This is a genomic window from Streptomyces corchorusii, from assembly GCF_001514055.1.
Taxonomy (GTDB): Bacteria; Actinomycetota; Actinomycetes; order Streptomycetales; family Streptomycetaceae; genus Streptomyces; species Streptomyces olivaceoviridis.
The window spans coordinates 140,215-162,149 of sequence record NZ_KQ948361.1 but is presented as its reverse complement, the minus strand read 5'-3'; the positions used below and the strand labels follow the sequence as shown (position 1 = coordinate 162,149).

Genomic DNA, 21,935 nt, shown 5'->3' with positions numbered 1-21,935 from the left:
CCCCTAGCCGCTGAACGTCAGTACGGTGGTGAACCCCCGCACGCCGTCGGCGACACCGGTGCCGACCAGCGTGGTGGTGGGTTCCTTGCGTCCGAACCCGGCGGAGTACCAGCCCAGCGGCGGCTCGGTCTCGCCGCGATGCGCGCGCCAGGACAGCTCCCCGGGCAGGACGAGCAGCGCGGAGCGGTCCTCGCCGTCCCGGCTCCAGGTGAGCTCCGCCCGGTTGCCCACCAGGTCCGCGCTGATCGCCGGGCCGAGGTGGAACGCCAGCCGCACGGCCCGGCGCGCACCGCGCACCTCGTCGACCACCCTCAACTCCCGCTTTGGAGCGGTCAGTTCCACTCGTCTGCGGTGCGTGGAGGGCCGGTAGCCGTCGTGCTCGGCACACCAGCGGGCCGTCCCTGCGAAGGAGGCGCCGGAGGCGTCCGCGGCCAGGACGCGGCTCCTGGCATGCCGGGTCCACAGGAACGGGCCGCCGGAGACGGACTGGTCGCCGCCGTCCAGCTGCACGGTGTTGTGGCCGAGCGTCGACCGGAAGTACCGCCGCCACTCGGGCTGCCCGTGGTAGCAGTACGTCCCCGGGTCGGCGAGCACGTCGACCCCGTCGTGCCGGACCTCCACGGACAGCGCGTCCGCGTGGGCGTGCGCGGCGATGGACAGGAAGCCGTGCGGACCGCCGTCGCAGCGGCACCAGATCTCCGCCGGACCGCGCAGGATCGTCATGCCCGCGTCGGCGAAGTGGGCCGGCCGGCTCGCCGGGCGGGACACGGACGGTCCGCCGGGTTCGAGGAGCGCGGCCAGCAGCGGGGTGCGCACATCGGTGCCGGTCACCGCAGGCCACCAGGCGAGCCGGCCGAACACGGCGTCCCCGGTGGCCAGCAGCGAGGCCCAGCGGTCGGTGCCCGCGCCGTCCACGACCAGACCGTGCCCGTCGTCCGCGTCCCCCTGGCGCGGCGGTCGCAGCCGGCTGTCCACGACGGCCGCGAGCGCGTCGGTCATCCGCAGCAGCACCAGCCGGACGGACGCGGGCACCGGCACACCCGCGGCGTCCGCCTCGGCCACCGCGGCCAGGCCGAGTTCCAGCACCAGGCCGTGGTACTCAGAGGCCAGCTCGCGGTTGAGTCCGGAGGGGAAGGTGTTGGCGCGCAGGTGCCGCTCCAGCGACCGCAGCGCGTCGGCCCGCCAGCGCGCCGAGGAGGGGAACCAGCCGAACGCGCAGGCCGCGGCGAACTGCCCGGCGGCCTCCGCGATGACATGGTTGTTCGCCGAGGACCCCCGGCTGGGGAAGGCCGCCAGCCAGCGCTGGTGGTGCCAGATCTGGTTCAGCGCCACCGGGTCGCCCTCGAACAGGCCGGCCGCGCCCGGCCAGCCGTCGAGCAGCCGGCGGATCCACACCCAGGACAGCAGCCGGATGCCCAGCTCGATGCCGCTGGTCCAGTGCACCCCGCGCAGCGGCGGGTTGGCCGCCCACCACGACCGCAGGTGCCCGGCCACGCGCTCGGCGTACCGCTCGTTCCCGGTGAGCGCGTAGGCGGCGGCGAGCACGGTGAGGTACTGGTGCCGGGACAGCTCCCAGATCTGCTTGATGTCCCCGACCGTCTCCTCGTCCCGGTAGGGCACGTCGAAGGCGTAACCTCCCGGAGCGCGGCGCCCGGTCTTCGGGTCGTACCACCAGTCCGGGTCGGCCAGGTCGTCGCGGACCACCCCGAAATACTCGGCGCGCCCGTCCATCAGCCGGTCCGCCTCGGCGACGAGCCGCTTGGCGGCGTCCGGTGGCACCGCGGCGATCGTCCCCGCGGGCAGTACCGCGGTGAACCGGGCGCCGGTCACGTCCGGGCAGTCCGGCGGCGCCGCGCGCCAGCGCCGTCTGCGCACCGCGTCGCCCGCCCGGCCCGCGACCTCCCGCGGTCCCATCCGGGACAGCCGCCGCAGGTACCAGCCCGCGCTCATGGTCATCGTGCCCGCTCCAACGCCACCGGCGCGCCGCCGGCCAGGCCGGTCCGGACGGCGAGGGTGGCCGCCGTGGTGGCGACCAGGGACTCCAGCGGCACCGGCATCGGCCCGCCGGTCCGCACGGCCCTGACGAACGCGGCCAGCTCGGCGTTCTGGCCCTTGTCGCGGGCCTTGGGCAGCCGCGAACTGACCCACCGCTTGCGGTCGTACACCGTGGCGCGGACGAAGTCGTCGAGCCGCAGCGCCTTGCCGTCCGCGACCAGGTCCAGCGTCTCCTTCGGGAAGCCGGCCGGGCCGCTGGTGACGTAGCTGATGGCGGCGGTGGACCCGTCCGGGTAGCGCAGCACGACCTGGAGGTCCTCGTCGCCGGGCGAGGCGACCGCGTACACCGATACCGGGTCGGCGTCGAGCAGCCAGCTCGCCGTGTCGATGAAGTGCCCGCCCTCGCCGGCGAACCGAGAGCCCTCGGTGCCCTGCTGGAGGTACCAGCTGGTGTGGTCGAGGCGGCCCGCGTTGACCAGGTACCGCAGGTGCGCCGGACCGGTCCGGGCGCCGAACCGCGTCCTGGCCTCCCGCAGCAGCGGCGCGAACCGGCGGTTGAAGCCCACCTGCAACCGGTCGTTGCCGGACTCCTCCACCGCCGCGAGCACCCCGGCCAGTTCCTCCTCCGTGAGCGCCAACGGCTTCTCGACGAACACGGCCTTGCCGGCCAGCAGCGCCCTGCGGGTCAGTTCGGCGTGCGAGCTGTGCCGGGTGACGACGAACACCGCGTCGATGGACGTGTCGCCGAGCACGGCGTCGAGATCGGTCGTCGCCTCGGCGAAGCCGAACTTCCGCTGCGCGTTGGCCGCGGACAGCGCCGTCGTGGTGACGACGGTCGACAACTCGACGCCGTCGCGCTGCGCCAGGTGCGGCAGCAGCATCGACGTCGCGTAGTTGCCCGCGCCGACGAACGCCAGCCGCACCGACGCGTTGGCCGCCCGGGCCGGACTCCGCCGCACCTTCACCGCGGGCACGGCCACCGCCGGGGCTTCCGCCTTCGCCGCTTCCCCTTCCGGCCGGGGGTACCGGAACAGCACGGCCACGGCCTTCAGGTCGCCGTCCTTCAGGCGCCGGTACGTCTCGACGGCGTCGTCGAAGTCGGCGACGTGGGAGATCAGGGGCTCGACGTCGACGCTGCCGCGGGCGAGGAGGTCGAGGAAGCACGCCAGGTTGCGGCGCTCGGTCCAGCGCACGTAGCCGATCGGGTAGTCCCGCCCCTGAAGCTCGTACTCCGGGTCGTAGCGCCCGGGTCCGTAACTGCGGGAGAACCGGACGTCCAGCTCCTTCTCGTAGTACGCGTTCCACGGCAGGTCCAGGCGGCACTTGCCGATGTCGACGACCCGGCCGCGGTCCCGGCAGAGCCGGGCGGCCAGCTCGACGGGCTGGTTGCTGCCGCCGCCCGCGGCCAGGTACACCTGGTCCACGCCCAGGCCGCCGGTGAGTTCGGCGACGGCGGCTTCCACGGCCGCGGACGCGGGGTCCCCGCAGGCCGCGGCGCCCAGACGCCCGGCCAGCTCGCAGCGCACCGGGTCCGGGTCGACCCCGACGACGCGCACGCCCGAGGCGGCCAGGAGCTGCACCACGAGCTGCCCGATCAGCCCGAGACCGATGACCAGGGCCACTTCGCCGAGCTGGGGCCCGCCCTGACGGACGCCCTGCATGGCGATCGACCCGACGGTGCCGAAGGCCGCGTGCCTGGGCGCGAGGCCGTCCGGCACCGGGACGTAGAGGTTCTTCGGCACCCAGTTCAGCTCGGCGTGCAGCGCGTGCTCGTTGCCCGCGCAGGCCACGAGGTCGCCGACCTTCACCTCGTCGATCCCGGCGCCGACCTGCTCGACCACCCCGCACAGCGAGTAGCCCAGCGGCGTGTAGGAGTCCAGCTTGCCCATCACCTTGCGGTAGGTGGCGGGCACCCCGTTGGTGGCCACGCTCTGCATGACCTTGGCCACCTGGTCCGGCCGGGATCGGGCCTTGCCCAGCATCGACATGCCGGCCTCGGACACCTTCATCAGCTCGGTCCCGGTGGAGATCAGCGAGTAGGCGCTGCGCACCAGCACACCGCCCGGCTTGCACCCCGGCACCGGCACGTCGAGCACCGCCAGCTCGCCGCTCTTGTAGTTCTGCACAACCTGTTTCACCCGAACTCCTCTGATTCCTAAGCCGTGTGCCGAGTGCTCTGGCCGGACCCAGAGGTCGCGTCGCGGTACCAGTACTCAAGCGTCAGTACGTGCCACAGATGCTTGGAGAAGTCCCGCTGCCCGGCGGCGTCCTCGGCGACCATCCGCGTCAGCGCGTCACGGCGCAGGAACCCGGACCGGACGAGCTCCCCGTCGTTGACCACCTCACGCACCAGCGGCGCCAGATCCCGGCTCATCCAGGCACGCAGCGGGGCGCTGAACAGGCCCTTGGGCCGGTACACGATCTCCCGGGGCAGGACCGAGGTGGCCGCCTCCTTGAGGACGGCCTTGCCCTGCCGTCCGACGATCTTGCGGTCGCCGGGCACGGCGAACGCCGCCTTGACCACCTCGACGTCGACGTACGGCACCCGCACCTCGGTCGACGCGGCCATGCTGGAGCGGTCCGTGTACGCGAGGTTCAGGCCCGGCAGGAACATCCGGGCGTCACCCAGGCACATGCGGTTGACGAAGTCGTCGAGCTCGTTGTCCCGGTAGGTGTCCGCGTGCTCGGTCAGCACGTCCCCGACCGCCCCGGCCAGGTCCGGATCGACCAGGGCGAGCAGTTCGTCCCGGTCGTACATCGTGTAGCTGCGCCGGAACGCGGTCTCCTCCGGCAGGTCGGCGAAGGAGAGGAACCGCTTCGCGAAGCGCACCGAGCGGTACCCCCGGCGGCTCGTCGCGACCGGCAGCCGGTCCACGGCCGCGGACACCCCGCGCCGCAGGGGCCGCGGGACGCGCTGGTAGCGCAGCGCGAGCAGGTTGGCCAGGTGCTTGCGGTACCCGGCGAACAGCTCGTCGGCGCCCATCCCCGACAGCAGCACCTTCACCCCGGCCTCCCGGGCGGCCGAGCAGATCAGGAACGTGTTGATCGCGGCGGGGTCGCCGATCGGCTCGTCCAGGTGGTACGTCATCCGCGGCAGCAGGTCGAGCACGTCCGGGGCGATCTCGATCTCCCGCAGGTCGACACCGAACCGCTCGGCCACCCGCCGGGCGTAGCGCAGGTCGTCCGGCATCGCCTCGAACCTGGCGTCCTCGGCGCGGAACCCGATCGTGTAAGCGGGGATCCCGGGCCGGTCGCGGGCCGCCAGCGCGGTCAGGTAGCTGGAGTCCAGCCCGCCGGAGAGGAAGGTCGCCACGGGAACGTCGGAGAGCAGGTGGCGCCGGGCCGACTCCTCGACGACGGCGGCGATGTCCGGCCGCTCACCGGCCCGGGCCCGCTCCCGGCCCTCGGCGGCGACGTCCTTCAGGTTCCAGAACCGGCCGCGCCGCACCGAGCCGTCGGCCCGGCACCGCAGCCAGCTCCCCGGCGGCAGCTTCTCCGCCTCGCGGAACGCGCACCGCGAGTCCGGCACCCAGTAGTACAGCAGGGAGGCCACCAGCGCCGCACGGTCCACCTCCAGCGGCCCGCCGGTCACGGCGGCGAGCGCCTTGAGCTCGGAGGCGAACACCAGCCCCTCGCCGCGCCGGAGCAGGAACAGCGGCTTGATGCCGAGCTGGTCCCGGGCGAGCACCAGGTCACCGGTGCGCTCGTCGAAGATCCCGAACGCGAACATGCCGCGCAGCCGGGGCAGGCAGTCGGTGCCCCAGCGCCGCCAGGCCTCCAGCAGCACCTCGGTGTCGGAGGTGCCGCTGAAGCGCACCCCGGCGGCTGCCAGTTCGGCGCGCAGCTCGGGCGCGTTGTACAGCTCGCCGTTGTACGTCAGGGCGAGGCCGCCCGAGACCATCGGCTGGGCGCCGGTTTCGGACAGGTCGATGACGGCCAGCCGGCGGTGCCCGAGGTGCACCTCGCCGTCACCGGCGGGGTGGCTGTACCGGCCCGCCCCGTCCGGACCGCGGTGGGCGAGGGTGTCGGTGAGCCGGTCGGTCACGATCTTGCCGTCCGGCCAGCGGTACGTACCTGCGATGCCGCACATGTGCTACCGCGCCTCCTGGTCGTTGTCCGCGCCCCGCGCGGCCCACATCGGCTGCCGCTCCGTGCGCCGCCGGCCCGGCTGCTGGGCCGGCCGCTCGCTGCGTCCGCGGAGCGCGGTGTGCAGCCCGTCCCACAACGTGCCGTCGGTGCGGTCCCGCGGATCGGGGTCGATCAGCACCACACCGATCACCGCGATGTGCTGGTCCGCGAGCTGCCGCGCCACGGTGTGCAGCCACGCGGCGCTGCCGTGGCCGGCCCGCACGACGAGCACGGTCTGCGTGCCGAGGTACCGCAGGTCGGTCCAGGCCGTGCCCGGCGCCACCGAGCCGACGCCGAGCCGGCGCTCCTGGGGCGGCACGGCCGCGGCACGCTCGGCGCCGACCACGGCCGGGTCCCCGGGCTTCGGGCGGCGGCCCGCGAGCTGCGGGCCGGGCAGACCGTCGATGACGGTCACCGCACCCTCCGCCGCCATCGCCCTGGCGAGGTCGAGGGCGATCACGCTCGTGCCGTGCGCGCAGCCGAGTTCCAGCAGCGACACCGGTTCCGTGGAGCCGCGCACGGTGCGGGCGAGGTGCGCGGTGAGCCGTTCGCGTGCCAACCGGGTCCGCCGGCGCTGCCGGCGCCTGCCCGGCCGGCGGGGCAGCTCCGCGATGACCGAGGCGCCGAGGTTCGCCGCGATGTCCCGGCGCAGCACGGGGCGGTCCGCGACCACGACACCGACCGCGGCGAGGGCGAGCCCGAGGACGAGGCCGAGGACGAGCCCGATCGCGGCGTCGGTGGCGGCGGCCTTGGGCAGGGAGTGCTTCACCGGGCGCGGGGCGTCCACGATCTGGGTGCCGGCGACGACCTGGGGCGTGCCGACACGCGCCTCCTCGGCGCGCTGGTTGAAGTCGGCGATCCGGGTGCTGAGTTCGGCCCGGCGGGCGAAGAGCGACTCGATGCCCGCCGACTCCTGCGGGTCGGTCTCCGTCTCCGGTGACCGGCCGCCGATGTCCTTGTTGACCTGGGCGAGCTCGTCCTTCATCCGGTCGCGCTGGTCGAGCAGAGCCTTGGCCTCGGCGTTGGCGGTCGCCCGCATCCTTTGCACGTGGTCCGCGATGAACGCGTCGGCCAGCGCTCGGGCCCGGGCCACCGCTTCCGCGTCGCTGCCACCCGCCACAGTGATCTTCAGCAGGTTGTTGGTGACGCCGGCGCCCCGGTAGTCCCGCAGGAAGTCTTCGGGGTCCTCGGAGGAGTTGAGGGACCGCAGGGCCTTCTCGGCGATCCGCGTGGTTCCCAACACCTCGACGTCGGTGCGGATCAGCGTTCCGGTGTCGTTGGGCTGGTCCTCCTTGTGCGCGACCAGCACCTCGGTGACCGCGGTCGGCGGCGGTGGCATCAGCACCGCCACGGCAGCCCCGGCCAGCAGCCCGAGGAGCGCCATGGCGCACCACAGGCGACGGCGCCTGCGGACCGCGACCACCAGCGCCTGTAGGTCGAGGAGCGGGGTGGTGGCCGACGGCTCCGGTGTCGTGCTCGTCGTCACGCCGAACCTCCCGTCGCGTGGCCGTGGACCGCGAGCGCCAGCGTGGCCTCGTCCGAAGGACGGCCGTCCGTCCGCGTCGGACGGGTCCGGACCATGCCGGCGACGACGATGCCGACGACCTCGTGCATGGCGTCCGCGCACGCCTCGGCGATGCCGGCGAGCTCCTCCGCGGTCCAGCACCCCGCGCTGAGGACGACCAGGGCGCCGGACTCGGTGTCGCGGTCCGGCACGACCGGCCGGTCCACCGACACCTGCACCACCCGTAGCTGCGGGTCGCTCCTGGCCTCGGCGGCGAGCTGTTCGGCGGCCCGGCGGGCGATCTCGTCGCCGTCCGGTACGACGGCCAACAGCCGTCTCGGAGAAGGCAGTTGGCTGCGGAGTCGGGTGCACACCCGGCGGTAGCGGATCCGCCGGCCGGCCTCGTCGCCGGAGACCTGCGGGGCCGGGAGGTCCCACCGGGTGTCGATGCCGAGGAGCCGGCGGATCCGGGCCCGTGGGCCGCGGTCTTCCGGCCGGTGCCCGCCGCGCCGATCGGCGGGCACGTCGACGGTGCCGAGGAGCGCCGAGCCCAGCGCCGCGGCGATCTCCGGTTCGGTGCGCAGCCGGCGACTCGCCCGCGCGGCGACGAGATGGCCGATGACCGCGAGCAGGAAGAACAGCAGCGCCCCGGCGACGACGAGCTGCGTCCTGGTCGGCGGCGCCTCGCCGGTCGGGCGGGCCGCCGGCCCCATGACGACCATGCCGGCCACGGGGTCCGCCGGGTCGGCCTGCTCCAGCTTCGTCATGGCCTCTTCCAGCGACGTGCGCAGCTTCTCCAGCTCGGTGCGAGCCTGCACGCTCTCCACGGTCTGCCCCGGGTCCGCCGCGTCGGCCAGTTCGCTGATGCGGCGGTTGGTCTCCTCGACCTTCTTCCGCAGCGCCTCAGGCCCCGTGGCCGTCTTGGAGTCGGTGGTGCCGCCCGCGATCCGCGCCGCGAACTTCACGAACTGGTCGGCCACCTGGTCGGCGAGCCGCTGCGCGCGCTCCGGGGTGTCGGCCGTGCCCGAGATCTTGATGATGTTCCCGTCGGCGGCCTTGGCGGACACCTGGTCCCGCAGCTCGGCGCCGCTGACGCCCGGCCAGTCGAGCGCGGCGGCGGCGCGGTCGACCACCGTCGAACTGGTCGCGATGTCCACCTGGGTGAGCAGTTCGCGCTCCTCCCACTGTCCCGGCAGCAGGACCGAGGCCGACGTCGTGTACCGCGGCGGGAACAGCACGGAGGCGCCGTACCCGACGAGAGCCCCCACCACGGCGAGGACGGCGAGGAACCGCCGGCGCCGCCGGAGCATCCGCCCGATCGTGACCAGGCGTATCGTGTCGTCGCTCAACGGCGCGGCCTCTTCCTTGCCCGGCCCGGGTCGCCCGCCGACACCGGAGCGTGGTCGCGGCAGGCGGCGTCGTAGGCGGCGAGCAGTGACGCTTGTGAGTTCCGCCAGGAGAGCGGCCCGCCGATCCGCTCCTGGCCGAGCTTGCCCATCCGGGCCCGCTGCTCCGGATCGTCCAGCAGCAGCGCGATGAGCCCCGCGAACTCGGCCTCGTCGTTGGCGCGCGCGTAGACGGCGGCGTCACCGGCGGAGACCCGCGCCTCCTTCAGGTCGAAGGAGACGATCGGCCGGCCCATCACCATGTACTCCAGGACCTTGTTCATGGTGGACACGTCGTTGAGCGGATTGAGCGGGTCGGGGGAGAGGCACACGTCCGCGGTGGACAGGTAGCGCACCAGGTCGGCGTCCGGAACGCGCCCGGTGAACTCCACCCGTTCCGCGAGACCGAGCCGCCGGGACAGCTCCACCATCGCGTCGAAGGTGTCGCCGGCGCCGACGAACACCGCGTGCCAGTCGGTCCGCCCGAGCTCGTCGCGCAGCTTCGCCAGGGCCCGCAAGGCGTAGTCGACGCCGTCCTGCGGGCCCATGACGCCCAGGTAGCACAGCAGATGAGGCGCGCCGCGCTTCAGCTCCGGCTCGGGCGGTACGGGGTGGAACCGGTCGGTGTCGGGGGCGCTGCGCACCACGAAGACGTCCTCCGGCCGCCGGCCGCCGCGGCGCACCGCGACGCCCCGGTAGCTCTCGTTCGTGGCGAGCACGACGTCCGCGGCCCGGTACGTCAGCCGTTCCAGCGCGCACACGGCGCGGTAGAGCAGGTCCTTGCCGCGGTCGAACCGGGAGAGGTACAGCTCGGGTACCAGGTCGTGCTGGTCGAACACGAACCGCGCCCCGCGCCGCTTCAGCCACAGGGCCGGCAGGAACAGCAGGTCGGGCGGGTTGCAGGCGTGGACCACGTCGACCGGGCCGACCTTCCGGGCCAGCCGGAGCGTGTGCCACAGCGCCGATCCGTACTCCCGCAGGTAGCCGGCCGGACCCCCGGTGGCCGCGCGCAACGGGTAGCGGTGGATCCGCACCCCGTCGATCACCGCCTCCGGCTCCGTGTCCCGCTTGGTCCCCCGGGGACAGATGACGTGCACCTCCCAGCCGGCGTCGCGCAGGGTCGTGCACTCCTGCCACACCCGCCGGTCGAACGGCACGGACAGGTTCTCCACCAGGATCAGCGCGCGCCGGGCCGGCCCGGCGCCGCCGGTCGCGTCACCAGGCAAGGCCCACGTACCCCGGTTCGGCCCGGCGCGCCTCGGCGTCGGGGAGGCGGACGAGGTCGACGAGCACCGGGCCGTCGCCCTGGGGCAGCGCCGACAGCACGGCCGGGTCCCTGGTGCCGACCAGGCACACCTCGGCGTGCTCCAGCACCTCGGCGACGGAGTTCGCGAGCAGCTGCGCGAGGTGCGGCAGCCGGTTCTCGATGTACTCGCGGTTCGCGCCGATCAGCCGGGAGAGGTTCACGTTGGCGTCGTAGATCCGCAGGTCGTACCCCTTGCCGAAGAGCCTCTCCGCCAGTTCGACGAGCGGGCTCTCACGGAGGTCGTCGGTGCCGGGCTTGAAGGAGAGCCCGAACATGCCTATGCGTCTCCTGCCGGTGCGCTCGACCAGGTCCACCGCGCGTTGCAGATGGTCGGAGTTGGAGGGCAGCACATGGGCGAGGATGGGCACCGAGACGTCGGCCCGCTGCGCCGCGTGGACCAGGCTGCGCAGGTCCTTGGGCAGGCAGGAGCCCCCGAAGGCGAAGCCGGGCCGCAGGTAGGCGGGGCTGATGTTCAGCTTGCGGTCGGCCAGGAAGACGTCCATCACCTGGTGCGAGTCCACCCCGAGCGCCTGGCACACCGCGCCCAGCTCGTTCGCGAAGCCGATCTTGAGGCCGTGGAACGCGTTGTCCGCGTACTTGATCGCCTCGGCCGTCGGGACCGGCACCCGGAACACCTCCCCGGGCAGGCCGTCGTACAGCGCCAGCACCGCGTCGCCGCTCGCCGGGTCGAGCTCGCCGACGACGGTCTTGGGCGGGTCGAAGAAGTCCCGCACGCTCGTGCCCTCGCGCAGGAACTCCGGGTTGACCGCGACCCCGATGTCCACGCCGGCCGTGCCGCCGACGTACTTCTCCAGGATCGGTACCAGCAGGTTCAGACAGGTGCCCGGGAGCATGGTGCTGCGGAAGACGACGGTGTGCCGCCCGCCGCGCTCGGCCAGCGCCGCGCCGATCTGCTCGGTGACCCGCTCCAGGTACGTGGTGCACAGGCTGCCGTTGGGTTCCGACGGTGTGCCCACGCAGACCAGCGACACCTCGCTGTTCCCGATCGCCTCGCGGACGTCACCGGTGGCGCGCAATGCCCCGGTCCGCACGACCTCGGCGGTGAGCTCGCCGATCCGTTCCTCGACCACCGGGGCCTTGCCGTCGTTGACCAGGTCGACCTTCACCTGGTTGACGTCCACCCCGATGACCTCGTGCCCCATGCTGGCCAGGCACGCGGCCGACACGCAGCCCACGTAGCCGAGCCCGAAAACGCTGACTCTCATGACGCGTTCCTCCCCCCAGGCAGGCCTCGTGGCCTGCGGTCCGCACGTCCGGCCGCACGACGGCCCCCGCGCATCAGTAGGCGCCCTGCCCGTAGAGCACCGCACGCAGCGTCTTCCACAAGATCACTGTGTCCAGGGCGAGCGACCAGTCCTCCACGTACCGCAGGTCCAGGCGGACCGCTTCCTCCCACGACAGGTCGCTGCGTCCGCTGATCTGCCACAGGCCGGTGAGTCCGGGCTTGACCAGCAGCCGCCGCCGGATGTCCGGGTCGTACGCGGCGCACTCCTCCGGCAGCGGAGGCCGTGGACCGACGAGCGACATCGATCCGGTGAGCACGTTGAGCAGCTGCGGGAGCTCGTCGAGCGAGTACCGGCGCAGCACCGTTCCGACCCGGGTCACGCGCGGGTCCCGGCGGAGCTTGAACAGCGGGCCGGCGCCCTCGTTGCGGTGGGCCAGCTGGGCACGTGCCCCGTCGGCCCCGACGACCATGGTGCGGAACTTGTACATGGTGAACTCGTGGCCGTCCTTGCCGACCCTGCGCTGGCGGTAGAACGCCCCGCCCCGGCTGTCCGCCACCACGAGCAGCCCGACGAACACCATCACCGGCGCGAGGAGCAGCAGCAGGAGCGCCGCGCCCATCCGGTCGACGACGCCCTTGACCGCCCGGCGGCCCCCGGTGAAGGCCGGCATGCTGACCCGCAGCAGCGGGATGCCGAGCACCGCGTCGACGTGCAGCCGCGGACCGGCCACCTCCATCAGCACGGGGGCCACGACCATCTCGGCGTCGCTGCCTTCGAGGTTCCAGGCCAGCCGCTGGAGCCGGTCCGGTGACCAGTGCGGGTCCGGTGTGACCGCGACGACACGGTAGCCGTCGTGGCTGACGTGCTTGGCGACGTCCGCCAGTTGGCCGACGACCGGCACTCCGTCCAGTTCGTCCCCGTCGAGACCGAGACCGTCCGTCGTGCACACCGCGTCCACGCGCCAGCCGAGGTGCGGGAACTTGCGGGTCCGGTTGATCAGGTCGCGCACGGTGGCCACGCTCCCGGCGGCGAGCACCGGTCGCAGGCACCGCCCTTCCTTGCGCTGTTTGTGCAGCCACAGGCGCAGCAGGTACCGCGCGGTCATGGCGACGAGCGCGATCGCGGGGATCGCGACGAAGATCCAGAGCTTGATGTTGCGTGAGGTGAGGGCGATCCCGCCGAGCGCGAGTACGACGGTCGCCATGAACAGGGAGCGTCCGAGCCGCCGGAACTCCTCGGCTCCCTGGCCGAGCACGGCCGGGGCCCAGGCCCGGCTCACCGCGAGGGCCCCCAGCACCAGCACCTCGGTGCCGAAGGCGAGTATCCCCCACTTCTCATGCCAGTTGGCCGCGTCCCGGGCCCCGAAGAAGTTGCCGATCGCCGCCACCACGAAGGCGGTGGCCAGGGTGTCGCTGATGATCACGGTACGGCGGTACCGCTGCTCCCAGTCGATCGTGGGCCGGCTGATTGCCCCGTCCGCCAGACGCTCGCGCGCCGACGGGAACGGGCTGACAAGTCCCCCTTGCCGCACAGAACCCCCCCAGGTCCCAGTGGTTCGACGTGTTCGCCCAACACTGTTCCTCCCCCTCGGGAGGCCCCCGCCTCCCGCACTGTTCCTCCCCCCGGGAGGCCCCCGCCCCCCGCGCATGCCGTCCCGGCGCACGCCGTTCCGGCTGTTTCGGAACCCCCGGTGCCCCCCGCACCCAAGGCCCCGTATCGGGCTCCCGGAATTGATCATGAATACGTCTGGAACCGGGGAAGCGACTGCCGGCTTTCCATGGCGCCGGGCTCGAAGATCGTTATGGGTCGCCTCATGTCCGAACAGCTGAAGCACGGTCAATCTAGACCATCGGCGCCGATCTGAAGAGAGGATGTGTGGAATTTGTGCTCAAGCTTTTGAGGCTTGGTCCACCGACCGGTGGCCGCCCGTGGGCGCCTTTGCGCCACCGCGCGCCCCGGCTGCTCATACGGCCCCGGGTGCGGCTTCCGCACGACGTGATCGTGTGCGCAGAACTCCCCTGACCTGCGGTTTCCATCAGTTGCCGGGGAGGGAGGGGGTGCGCCGGCCGCCGCGACGGCGGCCAGGGGTGCCGCCGGCCGCCCCCGTGACGGGCGACCGGCGTGAGCGAAACCCGCGTGCTGTGACATGGCCGGTCTTCACTGGTTCCCGGCAGTCCCATACACAACTTCAACAACTGACGTTCACATCTTCGCGCGTTTGTTCGCGTGGTGCCCTTCCCTTGATTCGCCGGATCGGGCAAGGCGAGTTCATTCCGCGGAAGAGTTTCCCGGCGTTGTACGGCCCTCGAAAGCAGCCAGGATGCGTTCCGCCGCCAGGGTGGCCGTCAAACGGCCCTCCCTGACCTGCTGTTCGAGGTCCGGCGCCGTCGCGCGGACCGCCGGGTCGGCGTGCAGCCGGCCGAGGAGTTCGTCGCGGACCATCGCCCAGGTCCAGCCGACCTGCTGGTCCCGGCGCTTGGCGGCCAGCCGGCCGGTGGAGTCGAGCAGGGTGCGGTGCTGTTCCAGACGCTCCCAGACCGTGTCGAGGCCGGTCGACTCGCGGGCGCTGCAATGCAGCACCGGCGGGGTCCAGAAGGCGTCCTTGCCGTGCATCAGGCGCAGCGCGCCCGCCAACTCCCGTGCCGCCGCCCGCGCGTCGCGCTCGTGCGGGCCGTCCGCCTTGTTGACAGCGATCACGTCGGCCAGCTCCAGGACGCCCTTCTTGATGCCCTGCAACTGGTCGCCGGTGCGGGCCAGCGTCAGCAGCAGGAAGGAGTCGACCATCTCGGCGACCGTCGTCTCGGACTGGCCGACGCCGACGGTCTCGACCAGGATCACGTCGTAGCCCGCCGCCTCCATCACCACCATCGACTCCCGGGTGGCCTTCGCGACCCCGCCCAGCGTGCCCGCGCTGGGGGAGGGGCGGACGAAGGCCGCGGGATCGACCGCCAGGCGCTCCATCCTGGTCTTGTCGCCCAGGATGGAGCCGCCCGTGCGGGTGGAGGACGGGTCGACGGCGAGGACCGCCACCCGGTGGCCCAGCGAGGTCAGCATCGTGCCGAACGCGTCGATGAACGTCGACTTGCCGACACCCGGCACCCCGCTGATGCCGATGCGCCGCGCCCGGCCGCTGTGCGGCAGCAGCTCGGTGAGCAACTGCTGAGCCAGCGCCCGGTGTTGCGGCCGGGTGGACTCGACGAGCGTGATGGCGCGGGCCACCAGGGCCCGCTTCCCGTCGAGCACACCCTTCACATAGGTGTCCAGATCGATCGCGGCCATCGCGGCCCTACAGCTCGTGGCCGAGGTCGGCCGACAGGCGCTTCACCAGGTCGTGGGCGGCGTCCGGGATCACGGTCCCCGGCAGGAACACCTCCGCCGCGCCCATCTCCCGCAGGGTCGGCACGTCCTGCGGCGGGATCACCCCGCCGACCACGATCATGATGTCCTCGCGGCCCTCCGCGGCGAGCTTCTCGCGCAGCGCCGGGACGAGCGTGAGGTGACCGGCGGCCAGCGAGGAGACCCCGACCACGTGCACGTCCGCCTCGACGGCCTGCCGGGCGACCTCGTCCGGCGTCTGGAACAGCGGGCCGACGTCGACGTCGAACCCGAGGTCGGCGAAGGCGGTCGCGATCACCTTCTGGCCGCGGTCGTGGCCGTCCTGGCCCATCTTGGCGACCAGGATGCGCGGCCGGCGCCCCTCGGCCTCCTCGAACGCGTCCACCAGCGCCCGGGTGCGGTCCACGGACGGGGACTGGCCTGCTTCGTTGCGGTACACGCCGGAGATCGTACGGATCTGGCTCGCGTGTCGCCCGTACACCTTCTCCAGGGCGTCGGAGATCTCGCCGACCGTCGCCTTGGCGCGGGCCGCGCGCACGGCCAGCTCCAGCAGGTTCTCCGTGCCGTCGGCCGCCCGGGTGAGCGCGTCCAGCGCGTCCTGGCAGGCCTGCTCGTCCCGCTCCGCCCGCAGCCGGCGCAGCTTCTCGATCTGCTGGGCGCGCACCGAGGAGTTGTCGACCTTGAGGACCTCGATCTGCTCGTCGCTGTCGACGCGGTACTTGTTGACGCCGATCACCGGCTGCCGACCGGAGTCGATGCGGGCCTGGGTGCGGGCCGCCGCCTCCTCCACGCGCAGCTTGGGGATGCCCGCGTCGATGGCCTGCGCCATGCCGCCCGCCTGCTCGACCTCCTGGATGTGCGCCCACGCCTTGCGGGCGAGGTCGTACGTCAGCCGCTCCACGTAGGCGCTGCCGCCCCACGGGTCGATGACCCGGGTGGTGCCCGACTCCTGCTGGATGAGCAGCTGGGTGTTGCGGGCGATGCGCGCCGAGAAGTCGGTCGGCAGCGCCAGGGCCTCGTCGAGGGCGTTGGTGTGCAGCGACTGGGTGTGGCCCTGGGTCGCCGCCATCGCCTCCACGGCCGTACGCGTGACGTTGTTGAACACGTCCTGCGCGGTCAGCGACCAGCCCGAGGTCTGCGAATGGGTGCGCAGGGAGAGGGACTTGGTGTTCTTCGGGTCGAACTGCCGCACCAGCTTCGCCCACAGCAGCCGGGCCGCGCGCAGCTTGGCGATCTCCATGAAGAAGTTCATGCCGATCGCCCAGAAGAACGACAGCCGGGGCGCGAACGCGTCGACGTCCAGGCCCGCTTCCCGGCCCGCGCGGATGTACTCGACTCCGTCCGCGAGCGTGTACGCCAGCTCCAGGTCGGCCGTCGCGCCCGCCTCCTGGATGTGGTAGCCGGAGATGGAGATGGAGTTGTAGCGGGGCATCCGCTGCGAGGTGTACGCGAAGATGTCGGAGATGATCCGCATCGACGGCTTCGGCGGATAGATGTAGGTGTTGCGGACCATGAACTCCTTCAGGATGTCGTTCTGAATGGTCCCGGCCAGCTTCTCGGGCGGTACGCCCTGTTCCTCCGCCGCCACGATGTACAGCGCCAGCACCGGCAGCACCGCGCCGTTCATCGTCATCGACACCGTCATCCTGTCCAGCGGGATGCCGTCGAAGAGCTGACGCATGTCGTAGATCGAGTCGATGGCCACGCCCGCCATCCCGACGTCACCGGTCACGCGCGGGTGGTCGCTGTCGTAGCCCCGGTGCGTGGGCAGGTCGAAGGCGACCGACAGGCCCTTCTGGCCGGCCGCCAGATTGCGCCGGTAGAAGGCGTTGGACTCCTCGGCGGTGGAGAAGCCCGCGTACTGGCGGATCGTCCAGGGCTGGTTGACGTACATCGTCGGGTACGGGCCGCGCAGGTACGGCGCGATGCCCGGGTAGGTGCCCAGGAAGTCCAGGCCCTCCAGGTCACGGCCGGTGTACAGCGGCTTGACCCCGATGCCCTCCGGGGTCTCCCACAGCGGCTCGGCGCTCCCGGTGGCCCGCTTCAGGGCTTCGCGCCACTCGTCCTCGGTGGCGTCGGCGGCCGGGGTCCCCAGCTCGATGCCGGAGAAGTCGGGGATTCCCATCAGGACACTCCCATGCGGTCGAGGGTCGCGGACAGGACGTCCACGGCGTCACAGCCCGCGAAGACGTACGAGTCGATGCCGGCGTGGTCGCCCCGGCCCGCCAGGAACACGTGCCGGGCGCCGGCCGCGCGCAGCGCCTTCGCGGTCTCCTCGGCCTGTTCGGCGTAGAGCGCGTCGCTGGAGCACAGCACGGCCTCGGTGGCGCCGCTGTCCTCGAAGCGGCCCCCGGTGACCGGCTCGATGCCGCCGGCCTGGAAGAGGTTGGCGGCGAAGGACGAGCGGGCGGTGTACTCGGCGGCGGAGCCGATCGTGGCGAGGAAGATCCGCGGCCGGGCGCCGGTCGCCGCCAGATGGGCGTCGGAGCGGGCGCGCAGCTCCTCGTACGCCTCGTCGCGGCGCACGCGCGGCAGTCCGCCGGACGGCGGCTCGGGCGCGGGCGCGCGCTCCACCGGCTTCTCGGCCAGCAGCGGGAACTCGCTGACGCCGGTGATGGGTTCGCGCCGCTTGGCGAGCCGCTTGGAGCGCTCGGCCCAGGTCGTCGCCAGGTCGGTGCGCAGCCGGCCGGAGCGCAGGACGGCCGCCTGGCCGCCGTCGCGCTCGATCGACCGGAAGAACTGCCAGGCGGCTTCGGCGAGTTCGGCCGTCAGCCGCTCGACGTACCAGGAGCCGCCCGCCGGGTCGACGACCCGGGCCAGGTGGGACTCCTCGATCAGGATGGAGGAGGTGTTGCGGGCGATGCGGCGCGCGAACGCGTCCGGGAGGCCGAGCGCGTGGTCGAACGGCAGCACGGTCACGGAGTCCGCGCCGCCCACCCCCGCGGCGAGCGTCGCGACCGTCGTGCGCAGCATGTTCACCCAGGGGTCGCGGCGGGTCATCATCACCGGCGACGTCACCACGTGCTGCACCTGCGCGCCCGCGGCCGGCGCCCCGCACACCTCGGCGACCCGCGCCCACAGCCGGCGGGCCGCGCGCAGCTTGGCGATGGTCAGGAACTGGTCGGCGGTGGCCGCGTAGCGGAACTCCAGCTGGGCGGCGGCCCGGTCGACGCCGAGCCCGGCCTCGGTCAGCTCCCGCAGATAGGCCACGCCGGTGGCCAGCGAGGCGCCCAGCTCCTGCGCGGCCGAGCCGCCCGCCTCGTGGTAGGGCAGCGCGTCCACGGTCAGCGCGCGCAGGCCCGGGTACCGCTCGGCGCAGCGGAGCGCCAGGGCGGCGAAGGGGGCGAAGTCCAGGGCGGTGCCCGTGCGGGCCTCGTACCCGAGCGGGTCGCCGCCCAGGGTGCCGCGGGCGGCCTCCGGGTCGACGCCCTTGTCGTCGTACAGCCGCAGCAGTGCCTCGGCGGCGGCCTCGGTGTCGCGGCCCGCGTCCAGGGCGACCGGCGCCAGGTCGAGGTAGACGCCGTCGAGGGCGCGGCCCAGCTCGGAGACCGGGATGCCGCCCTCGCCCAGCACCAGCCACAGGGAGGTGCCGCCGTTCTCCAGGTCGGCGAGCACGGCGTCGGCCGTCCCGCCGGCGAGTGCCGTGTGCCGCTGCCGTACGTCCCAGCCGCTCGTGCTGGTGCCCTCCGGGCGGCTGCCCCGCACGAAGGGGGCGAAGCCCGGCAGGCCGGGGTCGGGCGCGCTGTCGCGCGCGGTGTACAGGGGCCGGGTGCGCAGCCCGTCCTCCAGCGTCGTGGACAGGGCGTCCTCGGCTGCCGCGCCGGTCAGTTCCTTGCCCGACTTGCGCAGGACGCCCTCGACCAGGCGTTGCCACTGCTCATGTGTCGCGTCAGGGAACTCGGCGGCCAGTGAGAGCCCGTCGTCAGGCAGGACCGTCATGGCTCGGATGCTAGGGCAGGGCGTCGGAGCCAGGGCGGAGCACGGGCTGTGAGGTTTCTCTTCTTGCGGTGGTGACCTGTGTCTCTCCGGGCCCGGTGGCTCAGCGGGTCTCGGTCTCCAGGTCCGGGACGAGGGAGCACATGGCCGCTCGCTGCTCGGGGCCCATGGAGTCGGCGAGGGCCTGGCGGACGGTTCCGGCGAGCAGGGCGGAGGTCTCGCGCAGCAGGTCGCGGGCCTTGTCGGTGAGGGCGACCTGCACGCCCCGCTTGTCGCCGCACACGGACCTGCGGCTGACGAGACCGGCCCGCTGGAGACAGCCGATCTGGTAGGTGAGGCGGGTCTTGGGGCGGCCGAGGAGATCGGCGACCCGGGTCATCCGCAGCCCGGTGCGCGGCTGTTCGGCCAGCAGGCACAGGATCAGGAACTCGTCGTGGGAGACGTCGAGGGTCTCCTTCACGACCGAGCGCAGCCGCTGCTCCACGGCGCCGGTCGCGGCCAGCAGGACCATCCAGGCGCGCAGCTCGTCCGGGAGCAGCCCGTCGCCGTGCGCGAGGGGACAGGAGGGCTGGTCGGCGGTGTGCGCGTCGGAGGCGGACATGTGTCGAGTCTACCTGTTGTCCAAATTTGTACGAGTGCGGCCAGAGCATGTTGTTCAAATTTGGATGAGGCGTTAGCGTGAGGCCATCCAGTCATCCAAATTTGAATCACCTGGAGTACGACCATGACCGTCGCCGTGGAAACAGGCCGCTGGCAGCTCGACCCGACCGCGTCCACCGTGGGCCTGCGGCACAAGACCATGTGGGGCCTGGTCACCGTGAAGGGCACCTTCACCCGCGTCGGCGGCACCGGCGAGGTCCGGCCCGACGGCTCGGCCACCGGCACCGTGACCCTGGACGCGGCCTCCCTCGACACGAAGAACGCCAAGCGGGACGTACACCTGCGCTCGGCCGACTTCTTCGACGCCGAGCGCCACCCGGAGATCACCTTCACCGTGCGCGGCGCGGACCGGCTCGACGGCGACACGGTCCGGGTCGCCGGACAGCTGACCGTCCGGGGCGTCAGCCGGCCCCTGTCCCTCACCGCCCGCCTCACCGGCGTGAGCGCCGGCGCGCTGACCCTGGAGACGGAGTTCGGCGTCGACCGCGAGCAGTTCGACATGGGCTGGAACCAGCTCGGCATGATCCGCGGCCTGACCACGATCACGGCCGCGCTCCGCTTCACCCGCGCGGCGGACTGAGGCCCAGCTCCGCCCGGCGCACGTCCCGGGTGGACAGCGTCTGCGGGTCCGCCGTGAAGGCGCGCAGCCGGAGCCGGGTACCGGACTTCGCCGGCACCTGGAAACCGCCGGACGGCGCCCAGAGTTCGACGCTCACCGTGCGGTGCGCGGGAATCGTCGCCGGGCCGCGCGTCAGCGACCAGTACCGGCTCATGCCCTGGCCGGCGCTGAGCATGTAGTGCGGGGTGAGCGCGGTGCCGCCCGTGTTGGTGACCCGCAGGGTCAGCCGGGACAGGGACCGCGCCGAGGTGTGCCGGGCCGCCGTGACATCCATCCGCAGCGGCGGGGCCCCCGTCGCCGCCAGGGCCGCGCTCACCAGCGCGGGCGTGATCAGCGCGACCGCGGCCACGGCCAGTGCCGCCCGGCGGCGCGGGCCGGTGAACGGGCGGGGCCGCGGCTGCCAGGCCTGGGCGAACTCCGGCAGGGGCGCGGTGACCGCCGCCGCCAGCCACAGCGGGGTCATCATCAGGTAGTAGCCGTCCTGGGAGCGGGTCGCCAGGTAGAACGCGCACCAGGGCAGCACCGTCGCGGCCGGCCCGAGCCGCCGGACGAACAGCACGAACACCGCCAGCAGGGCGGCGGCGAGCAGCACGCTCGCCCGGCCGTACCAGTCGAGGCGGTCGCTGCCGTGGGTGAAGTACAGCGAGACGCCCACCAGTCCCTGGCCGTGCAGCACCGCGCCCTGGGTCAGCGGCAGGGCGATGCCCCGCAGCCACCGGCCGGGCTCGCTCACGACGAAGTACACGTTGATCAGCAGCCAGGTGAGCACCGCGGTCCCCGCGATCCGCAGCACCACCCGCGCCGCCGCCCGGCCGCCCAGCTCCCCGCGCCGCACGGCGTAGATCCCGGCCAGCAGGAACGGCGTGACGAACCACGGCAGTTGCTGGGCGGCGCACGCAGCGCCGAGACACGCCGCCCGTGCGACCCCGGCCGCGCCCAGCCGGCCGCGCGCGCCGAGCCGGGGCCAGCGCACCACCACCGGCAGCAGCAGGACCAGGCCGATGATCGCCGGATAGCCCTGGCGGGCGTACGTCGGCAGGAAGCCGAAGCCGAGGCAGACCATCGTCGCCGCCGAGCGCCAGGGCACCGGGAGCAGCCGCCACAGCACCACCGCGCCCACGACCAGCGCGACCGTCGCCGCCGCCGTCGCCGGCGCGCCGCCGTGCCCCAGCCACAGCAGGGGCGCGGTGAGCAGCGGGGCCAGTGGGGGATAGCCGTAGGTGAAGTCGTATCCGCCGTCCATCGTCGGTGTCAGCGCGACGCCCTCGGCGTGGAACAGCCAGGGCCAGGGCTGCTCGTACACCGGGTTCCCGGCGACGAGTTCCCGCGCGGCCTGGGTGGTGAGGGCCGCCTCGTCGCCGCCGCCGTGGTTCAGCGCCCAGGCGCACAGGGCGAGGGTGACCGCGGTCGCCAGCACCACCAGGTCCAGGCGGGCCAGCGCGCGCGTCCGGCGGACGGTGAGGGCGAGCACGCCGGTCACCAGGATCGAGGCGTAGCAGACCGAGATGACCCCCGCGAGGACCAGCCGGTGCGTGGCCGCCTGGGTCCACACCGAGCGCGTGCCGATGAACAGGCTCACGTCGGCGAGGAGCGTCAGTACGCGGTGCCACTGCGCGGGGCCGTCCGGCAGCGCCGCGCGGGCCCCCGGATCGGCGGACACCACCGACGATGTCCGCCGACCGGGTGTCACCTGCTGTGTCTCTGCCAAGTGCACGGCAGGCGACGCTAGCGGGGAGGGGTGAGCGGGGCGCGCAGGCGGATGAAGAGTCGGGTATGAGCCCGGTAAGAAGCGGATGTATCAGTGCATTTGGCGCGGGAT

At 73.0% G+C, this 21,935-nt stretch carries 14 protein-coding genes; 1 reads left to right on the top strand and 13 read right to left on the bottom strand.

Features of this window, described 5'->3' with window-relative positions; all coding sequences use genetic code 11:
- Nucleotides 1-3: 3 nt before the first annotated feature.
- From AQJ11_RS27945 to AQJ11_RS27890, 12 genes are all read right to left on the bottom strand, one after another.
- Nucleotides 4-1,956 (bottom strand): heparinase II/III family protein, encoded by a 1,953-nt coding sequence (locus AQJ11_RS27945; RefSeq protein WP_059264927.1) that lies wholly within the window; start codon nucleotides 1,954-1,956, stop codon nucleotides 4-6.
- The gene (locus AQJ11_RS27940; RefSeq protein WP_059264925.1) at nucleotides 1,953-4,133 is read right to left on the bottom strand and encodes a bi-domain-containing oxidoreductase; all 2,181 of its coding nucleotides are present in this window, start codon (nucleotides 4,131-4,133) and stop codon (nucleotides 1,953-1,955) included. The genes AQJ11_RS27945 and AQJ11_RS27940 overlap by 4 nt, the downstream gene beginning before the upstream one ends.
- A gap of 17 nt (nucleotides 4,134-4,150) precedes the next feature.
- Nucleotides 4,151-6,085 (bottom strand): asparagine synthase (glutamine-hydrolyzing), encoded by a 1,935-nt coding sequence (gene asnB, locus AQJ11_RS27935; RefSeq protein WP_059264923.1) that lies wholly within the window; start codon nucleotides 6,083-6,085, stop codon nucleotides 4,151-4,153.
- Between the two features lie 3 nt (nucleotides 6,086-6,088).
- On the bottom strand, nucleotides 6,089-7,609 hold the full coding sequence (locus tag AQJ11_RS27930; RefSeq protein ID WP_059264920.1) for a Wzz/FepE/Etk N-terminal domain-containing protein: 1,521 nt from the start codon (nucleotides 7,607-7,609) through the stop codon (nucleotides 6,089-6,091).
- Nucleotides 7,606-8,976 (bottom strand): Wzz/FepE/Etk N-terminal domain-containing protein, encoded by a 1,371-nt coding sequence (locus tag AQJ11_RS27925; RefSeq protein WP_059264919.1) that lies wholly within the window; start codon nucleotides 8,974-8,976, stop codon nucleotides 7,606-7,608. Before AQJ11_RS27925 ends, AQJ11_RS27930 begins: the two co-directional genes overlap by 4 nt.
- Nucleotides 8,973-10,238, bottom strand: coding sequence for a glycosyltransferase family 4 protein (locus AQJ11_RS27920; RefSeq protein WP_014675557.1), 1,266 nt, complete (start codon nucleotides 10,236-10,238; stop codon nucleotides 8,973-8,975). The genes AQJ11_RS27925 and AQJ11_RS27920 overlap by 4 nt, the downstream gene beginning before the upstream one ends.
- Complete coding sequence (locus tag AQJ11_RS27915) at nucleotides 10,228-11,544, bottom strand: nucleotide sugar dehydrogenase (RefSeq protein ID WP_014675558.1); 1,317 nt, start codon at nucleotides 11,542-11,544, stop codon at nucleotides 10,228-10,230. The genes AQJ11_RS27920 and AQJ11_RS27915 overlap by 11 nt, the downstream gene beginning before the upstream one ends.
- 73 nt (nucleotides 11,545-11,617) lie before the next feature.
- A complete protein-coding gene (locus AQJ11_RS27910; protein WP_059264917.1) occupies nucleotides 11,618-13,096 on the bottom strand; it encodes a sugar transferase in 1,479 nt (492 codons plus the stop codon).
- A 737-nt stretch (nucleotides 13,097-13,833) separates the two neighbouring features.
- Entirely contained in the window at nucleotides 13,834-14,844 is a 1,011-nt protein-coding gene (gene meaB / locus AQJ11_RS27905; protein WP_059264915.1) for a methylmalonyl Co-A mutase-associated GTPase MeaB, read from the bottom strand.
- A 7-nt stretch (nucleotides 14,845-14,851) separates the two neighbouring features.
- Nucleotides 14,852-17,026, bottom strand: a complete 2,175-nt coding sequence (gene scpA / locus AQJ11_RS27900; protein ID WP_059264914.1) for a methylmalonyl-CoA mutase — start codon at nucleotides 17,024-17,026, stop codon at nucleotides 14,852-14,854.
- Complete coding sequence (locus tag AQJ11_RS27895) at nucleotides 17,026-18,840, bottom strand: methylmalonyl-CoA mutase family protein (RefSeq protein ID WP_014675562.1); 1,815 nt, start codon at nucleotides 18,838-18,840, stop codon at nucleotides 17,026-17,028. The genes scpA and AQJ11_RS27895 overlap by 1 nt, the downstream gene beginning before the upstream one ends.
- Before the next feature lie 100 nt (nucleotides 18,841-18,940).
- Nucleotides 18,941-19,438: a MarR family winged helix-turn-helix transcriptional regulator gene (locus AQJ11_RS27890; RefSeq protein ID WP_059264912.1), complete on the bottom strand. Its 498-nt coding sequence runs from the start codon at nucleotides 19,436-19,438 to the stop codon at nucleotides 18,941-18,943.
- Between the two features lie 123 nt (nucleotides 19,439-19,561).
- Here AQJ11_RS27890 and AQJ11_RS27885 point away from each other — a divergent pair, with 123 nt between their 5' ends.
- Nucleotides 19,562-20,077 (top strand): YceI family protein, encoded by a 516-nt coding sequence (locus tag AQJ11_RS27885; RefSeq protein ID WP_059264910.1) that lies wholly within the window; start codon nucleotides 19,562-19,564, stop codon nucleotides 20,075-20,077.
- Here AQJ11_RS27885 and AQJ11_RS27880 read toward each other — a convergent pair.
- A complete protein-coding gene (locus AQJ11_RS27880; RefSeq protein ID WP_059264908.1) occupies nucleotides 20,058-21,779 on the bottom strand; it encodes a hypothetical protein in 1,722 nt (573 codons plus the stop codon). The two genes, AQJ11_RS27885 and AQJ11_RS27880, sit on opposite strands and share 20 nt — an antisense overlap.
- Between the last annotated feature and the right edge of the window lie 156 nt (nucleotides 21,780-21,935).

Bases quoted from the DNA above. Each gene is read 5' to 3' on its own strand.
- asnB (WP_059264923.1), bottom strand. From the start codon at position 6,085: ATGTGCGGCATCGCAGGTACGTACCGCTGGCCGGACGGCAAGATCGTG.
- AQJ11_RS27895 (WP_014675562.1), bottom strand. From the start codon at position 18,840: ATGACGGTCCTGCCTGACGACGGGCTCTCACTGGCCGCCGAGTTCCCT.
- AQJ11_RS27915 (WP_014675558.1), bottom strand. From the start codon at position 11,544: ATGAGAGTCAGCGTTTTCGGGCTCGGCTACGTGGGCTGCGTGTCGGCC.
- AQJ11_RS27890 (WP_059264912.1), bottom strand. From the start codon at position 19,438: ATGTCCGCCTCCGACGCGCACACCGCCGACCAGCCCTCCTGTCCCCTC.
- scpA (WP_059264914.1), bottom strand. From the start codon at position 17,026: ATGGGAATCCCCGACTTCTCCGGCATCGAGCTGGGGACCCCGGCCGCC.
- meaB (WP_059264915.1), bottom strand. From the start codon at position 14,844: ATGGCCGCGATCGATCTGGACACCTATGTGAAGGGTGTGCTCGACGGG.
- AQJ11_RS27885 (WP_059264910.1), top strand. From the start codon at position 19,562: ATGACCGTCGCCGTGGAAACAGGCCGCTGGCAGCTCGACCCGACCGCG.
- AQJ11_RS27945 (WP_059264927.1), bottom strand. From the start codon at position 1,956: ATGACCATGAGCGCGGGCTGGTACCTGCGGCGGCTGTCCCGGATGGGA.